14 protein-coding genes and 2 tRNA genes are annotated in these 12,952 nt (G+C 60.9%); 11 read left to right on the top strand and 5 right to left on the bottom strand.

Annotated features, from left to right (window positions below; genetic code table 11):
• The first annotated feature begins 47 nt into the window (after nt 1–47).
• Nucleotides 48–122, top strand: a tRNA-Gly gene (locus tag B8991_RS00525).
• 208 nt (nt 123–330) lie between these two features.
• Here the strand turns inward: B8991_RS00525 and B8991_RS00520 are convergent.
• A complete protein-coding gene (locus tag B8991_RS00520; RefSeq protein ID WP_084349856.1) occupies nt 331–1,449 on the bottom strand; it encodes an acetoin utilization protein AcuC in 1,119 nt (372 codons plus the stop codon).
• A 117-nt stretch (nt 1,450–1,566) separates the two neighbouring features.
• On the opposite strand from B8991_RS00520, the gene B8991_RS00515 reads away from it, so the two are divergent.
• Nucleotides 1,567–2,646 (top strand): AbrB family transcriptional regulator, encoded by a 1,080-nt coding sequence (locus B8991_RS00515; protein WP_084350282.1) that lies wholly within the window; start codon nt 1,567–1,569, stop codon nt 2,644–2,646.
• Nucleotides 2,647–2,691: 45 nt separating this feature from the next.
• Here B8991_RS00515 and B8991_RS00510 read toward each other — a convergent pair whose 3' ends face one another.
• From B8991_RS00510 to B8991_RS00500, 3 genes are all read right to left on the bottom strand, one after another.
• Nucleotides 2,692–4,518, bottom strand: coding sequence for an ABC-F family ATP-binding cassette domain-containing protein (locus B8991_RS00510; protein ID WP_084349855.1), 1,827 nt, complete (start codon nt 4,516–4,518; stop codon nt 2,692–2,694).
• A 123-nt stretch (nt 4,519–4,641) separates the two neighbouring features.
• Entirely contained in the window at nt 4,642–5,397 is a 756-nt protein-coding gene (locus B8991_RS00505) for a GNAT family N-acetyltransferase (protein WP_412780212.1), read from the bottom strand.
• 59 nt (nt 5,398–5,456) lie between these two features.
• Nucleotides 5,457–5,918 carry an outer membrane protein assembly factor BamE gene (locus B8991_RS00500; protein ID WP_235866498.1) on the bottom strand — a complete coding sequence of 154 codons (462 nt, stop codon included), beginning with the start codon at nt 5,916–5,918 and terminating at the stop codon, nt 5,457–5,459.
• Nucleotides 5,919–6,004: 86 nt separating this feature from the next.
• Between B8991_RS00500 and B8991_RS00495 the strand changes: the two genes are divergently transcribed.
• From B8991_RS00495 to B8991_RS00455, 9 genes are all read left to right on the top strand, one after another.
• Nucleotides 6,005–6,562: a YceD family protein gene (locus tag B8991_RS00495; RefSeq protein WP_084349853.1), complete on the top strand. Its 558-nt coding sequence runs from the start codon at nt 6,005–6,007 to the stop codon at nt 6,560–6,562.
• 170 nt (nt 6,563–6,732) lie between these two features.
• Nucleotides 6,733–6,939, top strand: a complete 207-nt coding sequence (gene rpmF, locus B8991_RS00490) for a 50S ribosomal protein L32 (protein ID WP_084349852.1) — start codon at nt 6,733–6,735, stop codon at nt 6,937–6,939.
• A 21-nt stretch (nt 6,940–6,960) separates the two neighbouring features.
• The gene (gene plsX, locus B8991_RS00485) at nt 6,961–8,067 is read left to right on the top strand and encodes a phosphate acyltransferase PlsX (RefSeq protein ID WP_084349851.1); all 1,107 of its coding nucleotides are present in this window, start codon (nt 6,961–6,963) and stop codon (nt 8,065–8,067) included.
• Nucleotides 8,064–9,035 carry a beta-ketoacyl-ACP synthase III gene (locus B8991_RS00480; protein ID WP_084349850.1) on the top strand — a complete coding sequence of 324 codons (972 nt, stop codon included), beginning with the start codon at nt 8,064–8,066 and terminating at the stop codon, nt 9,033–9,035. The genes plsX and B8991_RS00480 overlap by 4 nt, the downstream gene beginning before the upstream one ends.
• Before the next feature lie 83 nt (nt 9,036–9,118).
• Entirely contained in the window at nt 9,119–9,421 is a 303-nt protein-coding gene (gene ihfA, locus B8991_RS00475) for an integration host factor subunit alpha (protein WP_084349849.1), read from the top strand.
• 10 nt (nt 9,422–9,431) lie between these two features.
• The gene (locus B8991_RS21820; RefSeq protein WP_235866497.1) at nt 9,432–10,484 is read left to right on the top strand and encodes a MerR family transcriptional regulator; all 1,053 of its coding nucleotides are present in this window, start codon (nt 9,432–9,434) and stop codon (nt 10,482–10,484) included.
• Nucleotides 10,485–10,562: 78 nt separating this feature from the next.
• Nucleotides 10,563–10,639: transfer RNA gene (locus B8991_RS00465), tRNA-Pro, on the top strand.
• 70 nt (nt 10,640–10,709) lie between these two features.
• Nucleotides 10,710–11,783: a 2'-deoxycytidine 5'-triphosphate deaminase gene (locus B8991_RS00460; protein WP_084349848.1), complete on the top strand. Its 1,074-nt coding sequence runs from the start codon at nt 10,710–10,712 to the stop codon at nt 11,781–11,783.
• Between the two features lie 179 nt (nt 11,784–11,962).
• Nucleotides 11,963–12,625, top strand: a complete 663-nt coding sequence (locus tag B8991_RS00455; protein ID WP_084349847.1) for a DUF1236 domain-containing protein — start codon at nt 11,963–11,965, stop codon at nt 12,623–12,625.
• Between the two features lie 74 nt (nt 12,626–12,699).
• Here the strand turns inward: B8991_RS00455 and B8991_RS00450 are convergent, their stop codons facing one another.
• Nucleotides 12,700–12,915 carry a hypothetical protein gene (locus tag B8991_RS00450; RefSeq protein ID WP_084349846.1) on the bottom strand — a complete coding sequence of 72 codons (216 nt, stop codon included), beginning with the start codon at nt 12,913–12,915 and terminating at the stop codon, nt 12,700–12,702.
• Nucleotides 12,916–12,952 lie beyond the last annotated feature (37 nt).

Below are 12,952 nucleotides of genomic sequence, written 5' to 3'. Positions count from 1 at the left end.
CTTGATGCCTTGCGAAGTCCCCTACGAGACAGTATCAGAACTGTGTCGCGGGTGTAGCTCAGGGGTAGAGCGTCTGCTTCCCAAGCAGAATGTCGTGAGTTCGAATCTCATCACCCGCTCCACCATCAAATTGCAGGCATGCCGGAACTGCCTTCAATTTGCCGACGAAATTCAACATTAAACCCACCTAACCCACGACAAAAAAGCGGTAATCCGGCCTGGAACACATGTTTTCCAAGCTCCGGGCGAAGGTTGGTTTTTCGTCACCCGCTTCAACGCTCCTTGCGCAAATCCTGCGTATCTGAACCCCGCCAGCGCGTTAACCGCATGTCAAACCTGCACAAGAAGCCGCGCTGTCAGAGCTTTTGCACGCGTGCGAACCTCTTCGCGGATCAGGCCATTGCGCGGCGCATCGCGCAGGGTGGTAGACCAATGCTCGGGCGGGTTGCGACCGGCGGCGCGGCTCCAGGTCAAACCGCGCAGCACCGTCTCTGCCTCGGGCGGCAGATGGTCCGGGATCGCGTGCCCGTTCAGGGTCGCCCAAACCCCCGTCCAAAGGCGTCCGACCGACCACGGATTATATCCCCCGCCCCCCAGGACAAGCAGCCGTGGTGCGAGATTACGCAGCCTCTTGACGGTCTGCCAATGCGCGTTATTGGACAGTGACAGCCGCGATAACGGATCTTCGGCCACCGCATCTGCACCGCATTGCAGCACAATCGCGCCGGGCCGGAACGCCGCAGCGGCAGGCAAGATGACCTCGTGCAGCACCAGCAAGAACTCATCGTCGTTGAATTCGCGCGGCACCGGCAGGTTCAGCGCCGCCCCCCCTGCCACATCCGTCAATGCGCCGGTGAAGGGCCAGCGCGCTTCTTCATGGACAGAGATCATCCGCACATCCTCGGCACCGTCAAAGGCACTGGCGACGCCGTCGCAATGATGCGCGTCGATGTCGATATAGACGACAGGCCCGCAGCCCAGGGCAAGCAGGCGTTGAATGGCCAGAACCGGATCGTTGAGATAGCAAAAACCGCCTGCCCGGTCCGCCATGCCGTGATGCGTGCCGCCACCGGGATTATAGACCGTGCCGCCGTGGACCAGCAGTTCGGCCGCAAGGAGCGCCCCGCCCGCAGCGGTGGCCGGCCTGCGAAACATCTCGGGAAAGACTGGATTCGACAGGGTTCCCAGCCCGTGACGCGCCTGTGTTTGTGTATCCACGGCTTGGACGGTCTCTGCCGCCTGAAGGGCGGCGATATAGGCCGGAGTGTGAAACGTCGTCAGCCCCGCAGGCCGCGCGCGCGGCGAGACCCTGTATTGCGCTTGCGGCAGCCATCCCATGGCGCGGGCGAGGTCCATCACTGTCGGCACGCGCGGAATGGACAGCGGGTGCATCGGCCCGTAGGTGGAGCCGCGATAGATATTCGAACCGATGAACAAAGGTTTTTGCATGTAAACGCAGATTAGCGCCCTGCCCGCGCTTGCCAAGGTCGCAACCCGCCAAGCCCCGATTGCAAGCCACCGGCCATGGCGATATTCGGAGAGCATGTTCAAGAACCGGCGCGGGATATGAGACCGCGATTCCTACTCATCACCTGGATCATGCTTCTGGCTGGCGCTGCCGGGGGCATTCTGGCTGCGAGCGTACATCTGCCGATGCCGTGGATGCTGGGCAGTCTCGCGGCAATTGCCGTGATCGTGGCCACGACACCTGATCGGATACTCGGCGATTATGTCTTTCCGCGCAGGTTGCGAGAGACCTTCACAGGCGTGATCGGCGTGATGATCGGCACCCAGGTGTCACCAGAGATGATCGCACATCTTGGGTTTCTACCGCTCAGTGTGATCGCCCTGGCGCTGTTCGTCGTTCTGGCACATGGTGGCAACTACCTGATTTTCCGACATATCGGCGGCATGGAGAAATCGACCGCCTTCTTCAGCGGGTCCCCCGGCGGGCTGATGGAAAGCATTGCGCTTGGCGATGCTTCTGGTGCCGATATCCGGGTGTTGTCGATTCAGCAGTTCCTGCGGATCATTCTGGTGGTGGGCCTTCTGCCTTTGGGGTTTTCGATCTGGCGAGGCGCACCGGTTGGCAGCGCCGCCGGGATGGCACCGATGGGCCACACGGCCGAGGATCTGCCGCTTTGGGCGGGACTTCTGCTGATGGTGCTTTTGGTATTTCTGGGCCAGGCCGTCGGACGCCGCATACGGCTGCCGGCCGCACAGCTGATCGGGCCGCTGGTTCTGACCGGCGCGCTTAACGTGACGGGGTTGATGCCACTGCATCTGCCGGGATGGGTCATCGGCGTGGCGCAGGTGGTGGTCGGGGTCGGTCTGGGCATGCGGTTTGTCGGCGTGACCGGACGGATGCTGACACGATCAGTGGGGCTAAGCCTGTTATCGGTATCCTACATGATGGTGATCGGCGCGGGGTTTGCATGGGCGTTACATGCCGCCACCAACATTCCGTTCGAGCATATGCTGCTGAGCTTTGCGCCAGGCGGTGTGACAGAGATGTCGCTGGTGGCTCTCAGCCTTTCGGCCAATCCGGCGCTGGTCAGCATACACCATCTGATCCGCATCCTGCTGACAGTGCTGGAACTCAGCCTTGTTGCCCGTCGGTTGAATTTAAGCCAACGCATGCCATAGCTGGATGAACACGTCAGAAGCGCCTCACAAACCACCGATCCAAAATTATTTTCCGCTTTCCGCCTTCTCGGCCAGTTCCAGCCATTCTTCCTCTGCCGAAGCAAGCGCCTGCTGACGTTCTGCCAAGGCTTCGGTTGCCTTCTTGAATTTCAGCGGCTCAGCCGTGAACAGATCTGGCGCGGAAAGGTATTCCTCCAGCTTGGCGATCTCGGCTTCCAGACGCTCTAGCAGTTTTGGCAACGCGTCCAGCCGGTGCTTTTCGTTAAAACTCAGTTGGTTGGGCGCGGATCTTGAAGCGCCGGCGGCAGGCTTGCTCGGCTTGTTCTTCTGCTTCGCACCCCCCGAAACGGACCCGCCATCAGAGCCTGCCTTCTGAGATTGATAGTCGCTCCACCCGCCTGCATAGATGGTGGCGCGTCCGTCGCCTTCCATCGCGACGGTGGTCGTGGCGACCCGGTCGATGAAATCCCGGTCGTGGCTGACCAGCAGCACGGTGCCCGGATAGTCGCCAAGGATGTCCTGCAACAGATCCAGCGTCTCGACGTCCAGATCGTTGGTCGGTTCGTCCAGCACCAGCAGGTTCGATTCGCGCGCCATGATCTTGGCCAGCAACAGCCGCGCCTTCTCGCCCCCTGACAGCGACCGGACGGGCGCACGCGCCTGCGCATCGTCAAACAGGAATTCCTTGAGGTAGCCCACCACATGTTTCGGCTGCCCGCGCACCATGATCTGATCGGCCTTGCCGCTAACGCGCATGTCGGGATCGCCGGTCAGGCTGTCCCAAAGCGTCATGTTCGGATCAAGCTTTGCCCGGCTCTGATCGAACACTGCCATGGCGAGGTTGGTGCCCAGAGACACCTTGCCTGCATCCGGCTCGATCTCTCCGGTCAGCATGCGGATCAATGTGGTTTTGCCCACCCCGTTGGGTCCGACAAAGGCCACACGGTCGCCGCGCTGCACCTTCAGATCAAAGCCCCGCAGAATCGGCACATCTCCGAACGCCTTGGCGATACCCTCGGCCTCGATGACCTTCTTGCCAGATTTCGGCCCCGCAGCCAGATCCATCGCCGCTGTGCCCTGCCGCCGGATCATACCGGCGCGCTCTGCCCGCAGATCCTGAAGCGCACGAACACGACCCATGTTGCGCTTGCGACGGGCGCTGATGCCCTCGACGGCCCAACGCGCCTCGGACTTGATCTTGCGGTTCAGCTTGTGGCGGCTCTGGTCCTCTTCGTCCCAGATCTTGTCGCGCCATGCCTCGAATCCGCCAAAGCCGGTTTCCTGCCGCCGCACCTGCCCCCGGTCGATCCACAGGGTCGCGCGGGTCAATTCGGTCAGGAAGCGCCGGTCATGCGAGATCAGGACAAAGGCCGCACGGGTGGATTTCAGTTCCGCCTCCAGCCAGCCGATTGCTTCGATATCCAGATGGTTGGTCGGCTCGTCCAGCAGCATCAGTTCGGGCGTATCTGCCATCAGCCGCGCCAGTGCGGCACGCCGCCGTTCGCCGCCAGAGGCGGAACTTACCGGGCGATCCGGGTCAAATTTCAGCCCCGCGCCCGCGCGCTCGACCATATACATCTCGCCCGGCTCCAGCCCATGTGCTGCAAAATCGCCCAGCGTTTCAAAACCTGACAGGTCCGGATCCTGCTCCATATATCCGACGCTGACGCCGGGACTGACAACACGGGTGCCTGTGTCGGCCTCGGCCAGCCCGGCCATGACCTTCATCAAGGTGGATTTTCCAGACCCGTTGCGCCCGACCAGTGCCACGCGATCACCGGGGTGAACCACCAGCGAAAGATCGTCGAAAACCGGGTCGCCGCCAAAGGTCAGCGCGATATCGGAGAGTTGTAAAAGAGGAGCTTGTGCCATGCCGCTCCGCTAGGCCCGCAAGGTGGAAAGGTCAAGGCCGCTCATGGTGTCAGCACATTCGTAAGCCAGCAAGTCGGCCGCCTGCCCGAATTTGAAAGCGGCACTCGCCACGGACAAATCAGTTTAGCCCGCCATCGCCCGCAATAACCGTTTTCGTGCGGCCGGAATGGCGCTGATCTCGACACCCGTGAACACATGCAGCGTGTTCATGTCGCGGTCGATCACGGCATGATCGCTGACCTTTCCGCCCATTTGCAGATAGCTTCGCAGCAGGGACGGCATTCGCTGCAACCCCGACTGTTCGTCGAATCCCCCCCCGTCGTCAGGCCACGACCTGACGACCTCTGCTGCCTTGCACCCCGGACGCCAGCGGTCTGGTGCCACATACCGCGCTGCCAGAACGGCCAGACTGTCGCGATGAAGCGCCGCCTCTGTCCCAGGTAAAGACGCACAACCGAACAAGAACGTGACATCGTGCTGGTCTACCAGACGCGTTATCGCGGCCCATGCCAAGCGCAAAATGTCTGGATCACACAGGCCGGGAAGGCTGCAAAACCGACCCATCTCGATCATCCGACCGTCAAGACGCGACAGCGCGGACAGATCGTAAAACTGCGCCACATAGCCCTGTTGGATTTCCGCCCCGGATTGCAGCAGTAAAAAACGGTAACAGCAAACCACCTGCCCGGTCACCTGCTCCTCGACCAGCATATGCGAAAATACCGTGTCAAAGATGTCTTCATCCCAAGCGTCTGTTGCCGCACCACCGCGAAACGCCAGATGCCGCAGCGCCTGTGCCGACCGAATGTCTTCCGGGGTTTCGGCAATCCTCACCTGATAGCGTCCGCAGCGGATCATCTTCATCAACCTATCACTCACACTCCCTCCGCACGCGAAAGGCACACGCCGATCATACGGCGAGTCGGCAGCGCAGGTCCTCAGCCGTCGCCGAGCAGATCCGCAGCCGACAGACGTCCGACATTACCGAAGAGCTTGCGAATGAAGCTGATATCGCCATCGGTGGTTCGGGTAATGCGGCGCGTCAGCGGCACGACACGGCCGTCTTCCAGACCGTAGCGTTCGATATTCGTGACAACGCCCGCCTGATCGAAGGAAATCGCCAGAACGGTGCGGTCGATCACCTCGGGCTTCTTATAGGCAAAACGCCGCACTTCGCTTTCAACGTAATAAAAGCCGCTGTCATTCTGCACGCCGGTCGTTGACGGCACGCCAGCCACATCCTCGACCGTGGCCCGGGTATCCACCCCAACCACGATTTCTGACAACACGTCCTCCGGCGGCACGTAACCATGGCTGCGATGCTGCGCCACGCAAGCCCCGAGAAACAGAAGTGCTGCGCCGCCCATTGCCGCTTTCAGCCCGATAATCCTGCCTTGCATTCTGCCCTCTTGCCTTGGTCCGTCTGCCCTTCTATCCCGATTACAGAAGGAATGCACCCCGTTCAAGAAAGGAAGCGCACGCTTTCATGGCAGATCATCCGGAAGACGCAGGGATTTTTCGTGCGGCAGCACTCTCAACCCGGCACCCGACACCATTTTCATTGACCCCCGACGCTGCGGCCCGCGCCGAATTGGCGCAGGCACTGGGCATCGAAGCGATCCGCAAGTTGACCTTTGCAGGCAGCCTTGCGCCCATCGGACGACGCGGCTGGCGGCTGGAAGGCAAGCTGGGCGCGACGGTCGTGCAATCATGCATTGTGACGCTGAAGCCTGTCACCACCCGCATCGACGAGCCGGTGTTGCGGCAATACGAACCCGCTTCCGCCGACGATCAGCCAGAATCAGGGTCCGAACTCGAAATGCCCGAAGATGACACGATCGAACCATTGCGCGATGTCATAGATGCAGGCGCGGTGATGGCCGAGGCCCTGTCTCTGGCCCTGCCCCCCTATCCCCGCGCCGCCGATGCAGAGCTGAAACGCGCGGTCTTTGCCGAGCCGGGCGTTGCACCGATGTCGGATGAGGACGTCAAACCCTTTGCAGGCCTTGCCGGCCTGCGCGACAAGCTCAAGGACAAAGAATAGTCACCGCAATGGCACGAATCCCTTGCGCGCGGGTGATTTCACTGTATTTTCGCGCCTTCACCCGATTTCAGGGCTTGTGCCAGACCCCGCTTCCACACTAAGAGGCGCGGCACAGTTGAATGACACCGGGCATGACCGCCATGCCCCCGAATATAGACCGAGGTTGAGACATGGCCGTCCAACAGAACAAAGTATCCAAATCGCGCCGCAACAATCGTCGCGCGCATGACTCGTTGGTTGCAGCAAACCCGAACGAATGCGACAACTGCGGCGAACTCAAGCGTCCGCACCACGTCTGCCCCGCATGTGGCCACTACGCCGAGCGCGAAGTGATCGCGCAGGCGGACGAGATCGACCTGGAAGACGACGCAGCTTAACGTCAGGACCCGCGGCCCTTCATGACCGGTTTGCACGACACAACCGGAGACGGATCCGGGCCGACCGTTGTTTCGATCGACGCCATGGGTGGCGACCGGGGACCGGCGGCAGTTGTCGCCGGTATTTCTCTGGCTGCGGACAAAAGCCCGAACCTGCGGTTTCTTCTGCATGGCCCCGCCGAAGAGCTTGAGCGACTGGTCGCCAAGCGTAAGGATCTGGCGGGACGTTGCGAGATTCGCGACGCGGCCGGCATTGTCACCATGGAAGACAAGCCCGCCCAGGTGATGCGCAACGGCAAGAACACCTCGATGTGGTCTGCCATTGATTCGGTGCGCGCGGGCGAAGCGACGGTTTGCGTCAGTTGCGGCAACACCGGCGCGCTGATGGCGCTGTCGATGGTGCGCCTCCGCAAGCTGCCCGGCGTCAACCGCCCTGCCATTGCCGTGCTCTGGCCCTCGCGCAGCGCGTCCGGATTCAACGTGATGCTGGATGTGGGTGCCGATATTCGCGCCGACGCGCATGACCTTCTGCAATACGCACTGATGGGCACCTCTTACGCCCGCAACGGCATGGGCATAGCTCATCCCCGCGTCGGGCTGCTGAATGTCGGGACCGAGGAACACAAGGGCCGTGCAGAGCTGAAAGAAGCCCATGACCTGATCGGCGCACAGGCCGAAGAGGCCAGTTTCACCTTCGTCGGATTCGTCGAGGGCGGCGATCTTCCCGGCGATGTCGCTGACGTGATCGTCACGGACGGATTTACCGGCAATGTTGCCCTGAAAACCGGGGAAGGCACCGCCAGCCTGATCGGTGATCTGCTGAAAGAAGCCTTTGCTTATTCCCTTCTTTCAAGGCTGGCGTCGATCCTCGCACTCAGTTCGTTGAAGCGGCTGCGCAAGCGTATTGACCCGCGGCGGGTGAATGGCGGTGTCTTTCTGGGCCTCAACGGCACGGTTGTGAAATCACACGGGGCTGCGGATGCCACCGGTGTCGCGGCCGCTGTGCGGCTGGCAGAACAACTCGCACTTTCCGGTTTTTCCGACAAACTCGCCGCACGGGTTGCATCTACCGCCCCGCAAGCCCACGATGCGCCACCAGACGACGCAGAAAACGGAAAGACACCATGACAAAGCGCGCCGTAGTGGCCGGGATCGGCCACTACCTGCCCGAACGGGTAGTGCCCAATTCGGAATTCGAGAAGTCGCTCGACACTTCCGACGAATGGATTCGCGCGCGGTCGGGGATAGAGCGGCGACATTTCGCCGCCGAAGGCCAGACGACCTCGAACCTCGCAACTCAGGCCGCGCAAGCCGCCCTGGATGATGCCGGGCTGACCCCGGACGATATTGATGCGCTGATCGTTGCGACATCCACCGCTGACCTCACCTTCCCCTCTGCCGCGACGATGGTGCAGGCCCAGCTTGGCATGCGTCAGGGGTTTGCCTTTGACGTCCAGGCGGTCTGTGCGGGCTTCGTCTTTGCGATGGCCAATGCCAACGCGCTGATCGTATCCGGTCAGGTCAAACGTGTCATGGTGATCGGTGCCGAGACGTTCAGCCGGATCATGGATTGGACCGACCGTTCGACCTGTGTGCTGTTCGGCGACGGTGCAGGCGCGATGGTTCTAGAGGCGCAGGACGGCACCGGCGACAATGCCGACCGGGGCATCCTGTCGGTCGATCTTAACTCTGACGGGAATTACCGCGATATTCTCTACGTCGATGGTGGCGTTTCGACTAATACGACCGGACATCTGCGCATGGAAGGCAAAGAAGTCTTTCGCCACGCGATCGAAAAGCTTGCCGCCACCGCCGCTACCGCGCTTGGGAAGATCGGATTGGACGGCAGCGATATTGACTGGATCGTACCGCATCAGGCGAATATCCGTATCATTCAGGGCACCGCCCGCAAGATGGGTCTGTCGATGGATAACGTGGTCGTCACCGTGCAGGACCATGGCAATACTTCGGCCGCGTCGATCCCGCTGGCACTGTCGGTCGGCAAGGCGCGTGGACAGATCAAGACCGGCGATCTTCTGGTCACCGAGGCGATTGGCGGAGGCCTTGCATGGGGGTCGGTCGTGCTGCGCTGGTAGGCGCATAAACGCACCTCTGCAACCCATTGATATTGACTCGGAAAATGCTCTGCCGCATTCTCGGCGGAAACCGGAGGGATGTGATGAGCGAAAAAACATTAACGCGGATGGATCTGAGCGAAGCGGTTTTCCGCGAAGTCGGCTTATCACGCAATGAATCTGCTGAACTTGTTGAAAGCGTGCTGGGTCATATCTCTGACTCGCTGGTCGAGGGCGAGCAGGTGAAGATCTCGTCTTTCGGGACGTTCAGCGTGCGCGGCAAGGCGGCCCGCATCGGCCGCAACCCGAAAACCGGCGAAGAAGTGCCGATTCAGCCGCGCCGCGTGCTGACCTTCCGGCCTTCGCATCTGATGAAAGATCGCGTCGCCGCAGGCAACAAGAGCTGAGGCCTGAGCGATGAGCAAATCGCCCGACGCGTTCCGCACGATCAGCGAAGTCGCCGAGTGGCTGGAGACACCCGCGCATGTGCTGCGGTTCTGGGAGAGTAAATTCACCCAAGTGAAACCGGTCAAACGGGCCGGCGGGCGCAGATATTACCGCCCCGCCGATATGGAACTGATCGGCGGTATCAAGAAGTTGCTTCACGACGATGGCATGACCATCAAGGGTGTGCAGAAAATGCTGCGCGAACAGGGTGTGCGCAAGGTGTCTCAACTTTCGCAAGCCATTGACGATGCAATGGAACCTGAATTTGAACCCGCACCATTTCACGAGATGGCGGAAGCCGAGGGTACCGTCGTGCCCTTCGGTGTCCGCGAGACGCCTTCCCATGGTGCATCGCCTCCTGACACCGCCGCGGGTCTTCCATCCCCGGTGACTGAGTCGCCAAATCCCGGGGCGCAAACGCCGTCAGCTCCTGTGGACATTCCAACGGAGATGGCTGGTTCCCAACCTGTCGCCCGGGAAGCTCCGTCACCGGAACCGCAAATGGTTGCACAAACGTCCGCGCACGCCGAACGGACCTCTGGACCACATGAGGACTCCCCGCCTTTGGTGGCCCCTGAACACCGACCGGATCTTCCGACGGATATGAAAGCCGCGCAAAGGGACGAGCCTTTGCAAGAAACCGCGATACCCGCTGACACGGCCGACTTGCCGGATTTTCTGACCAGCCCGACCTTTTCCGATCCCGGCCCAGAACACGCAGAGCCGAATTTGCCCCCCGAAACGCCAGCCCCTGTCGCGGAAGAGCCCAAGCTTGCCGATGCACCGGAAGACGCAGATCATATTGAGGATGTCATCCCTGATCCGCAGCACGACCCAGAACCAGCCCCCCGGGCTCAGATTGCCGAAGTCGCCTTTGTCCCGCAGGATGCAAAGATCGAGGCGCGGCCCGGCGCGTTGACGCTTCTGTCGCGTCTCCATCGCCTGACACTGGAAGACGCCGTGAAGATCAACGACGTCGCCGAGCGACTGCGCGAGATCAACGACCGTTCCTTCAACCACTGACACCGGGCCATGGTTTTTCACAAAGCCCGGATTTTGGGCTTGCTCACAGCGCCAGAAACAGTAAGAAGCGCCCTATGTCGGGCTATAGCGCAGCCTGGTAGCGCGTCCGTCTGGGGGACGGAAGGTCGCAGGTTCGAGTCCTGCTAGCCCGACCAAACAAAATCGCCCGTGGCTTCTTGGCCCGGGCGTTTTTTATAAGAGCTAAAGCATTTCTCGGAGAAGCACATGACCGGCGTTATTCCCAGCCAGCAGATCCAGAACATGATCGACAGCGGCGCGATTGCCGCCAACACGGAATTTCTGGATGGTCAGGTGCAGCCCGCCAGCCTTGATTTGCGGTTGGGCACTGTCGCCTACCGCGTGCGCGCCTCTTTCCTTGCTGGACATGGCCGCAAGGTCACTGACCGGATCGATGAATTCAAGATGCACGAGATCGACCTGACCAGCGGCGCTGTGTTGGAAAAGGGCTGCGTCTATGTCGTACCGCTGATGGAACGGCTTGCCCTGCCCGATGACGTTCAGGCCGTGGCAAACGCCAAAAGCTCTACCGGACGGCTGGACCTGCTGACCCGCGCGATTACCGATGGCGGCACCGAGTTTGATCGCATCCCCACAGGCTATGCCGGCCCGCTTTATGCCGAGATTTGCCCGCGCAGTTTTTCGGTTCTGGTGCGCCCCGGAATGCGACTGAACCAGATCCGCTTCCGTGAAGGTCAGGCGGTGCTGGACGATGACGCCCTGCGCGCGCTGCACGATGACAGCCCACTGGTGGATTGTCCCCCGGTGATCGACGAAGGCTTGGGCTTTTCGGTCGATCTTAAGCCAGACAGCGGCGATCTGGTCGGCTACCGCGCCAAGCCCCACACCGGTGTGATCGACCTTGATTTGATCGACCATTACGATCCCGCAGAGTTCTGGGAGGATGTGCGCAGCACCAATGGCCGCATCATTCTGGATCCCGGCGCGTTCTACATCCTTGTCAGCCGCGAAGCCGTGACAATTCCGCCCAGCCACGCCGCCGAAATGGCACCCTATCTGGCCATGGTCGGAGAGTTCCGCGTGCATTACGCAGGTTTCTTCGATCCCGGCTTTGGCTACGCGCTGGCGGGCGGTGCCGGCGCACGCGGCGTGCTCGAAGTGCGCTGCCACGAAGCGCCCTTCGTGCTGGAGCACGGACAGATCGTCGGACGTTTGGTCTATGAGAAAATGGCCGAGATACCCGCACAACTTTATGGTCAGGGCATCAAGTCAAACTACCAGGGTCAGGGGCTGAAGCTGGCCAAACACTTTCGCAGCTAAGCAGGTTCCGGACGGCCCACCCATACGGCGAAGCTTTGCCATTTGAAGGGCGTCTCAGCAAGAACCTGCTGCTGCGAAAAAGATGTCGGAATTCTTCAGGAACACCGAGCGGCTCCTCGTCATTGGGTCGTCGAGAAGGCAATGCCCTTTTCGGACGATCCAAAGTAGGAGAGACCAAAATGAAACCGATGAAACTCGCACTCGCAACCACCGCCCTGACAGGCTTGGCCACAGCCCCTGTTGCCGCAGCTCTCAGCGCGACCGCCACCACGGATCTGAACCTGCGCGCAGGGCCCGGCCCGCAATTCCAGATCGAAGAGGTCATTGCGGCCGAGGACGAAGTGACGGTCGAGGGATGCCTCGACAGTGGCGATTGGTGCGAGGTCAGCTATGATGGCACCACCGGATGGGCTTATTCGGCGTATCTGACAACGCCAGTCGAGAATGAGCCAGTGGTGATTTACGAAAACCAGGATGACATGGATGTTGCCATTGTCGAGCATGAAGAGGGCAACAAGGCCGTAGGTGCCGCCGCGGGCGGAACTTGGGGTGCCGCAGCAGGCTCGCTGCTGGTCGGTGGTCCGGCGGCAGTTGCCGCAGGTGCCGTGCTTGGCGGCCTGACGGGCGCTGCCTCCACGCTTGATGAAACGACCGTGACCTATGTGCAGAAGAATCCGGTCGATCCTATCTATCTGAACGGTGAGGTCGCCGTTGGCGCGGGTATCCCGCAGGAAGTCGAACTCTATTCTGTGCCCGAGAGCGACTACGACTACATCAACGTGAACGAGCAATATGTTCTGGTGAACCCGGAAAACCGCCGCATTGTTACGGTTGTCCGCTGAAGCTGAGCGACTTGTGACCTGTCAATACAACAGGGCGGCGTCGTGGCGTCGCCCTTATTCGCATCCCACGTCGTTCAAAACCGCCGGATTTTCCGGGTTGCGCGCATCGCCTGCTTGGCCTGTCTTGTCTGCTGACGCATTTTGCGACGCTGTTTTCGCTCTTCCGGCGTCAATTTTTCCTGTGGTTCTTTCGGCCCCACCGCCTTGTCGATCCCCGCATTGACACCACGCCCGATCAGCCGACGCGTCACCATCCGAAAGATCGTCTGCAAGATCGGGTCTGCATTCATGTCACTCTCCTGTTCGTTTGCGAATGCCGGCGTGTCG

The organism is Primorskyibacter flagellatus (assembly GCF_900176485.1).
Lineage (GTDB): Bacteria > Pseudomonadota > Alphaproteobacteria > Rhodobacterales > Rhodobacteraceae > Primorskyibacter > Primorskyibacter flagellatus.
Note: the sequence above shows the minus strand (reverse complement) of the source record. Positions and strands in the feature narration are given on the sequence as shown.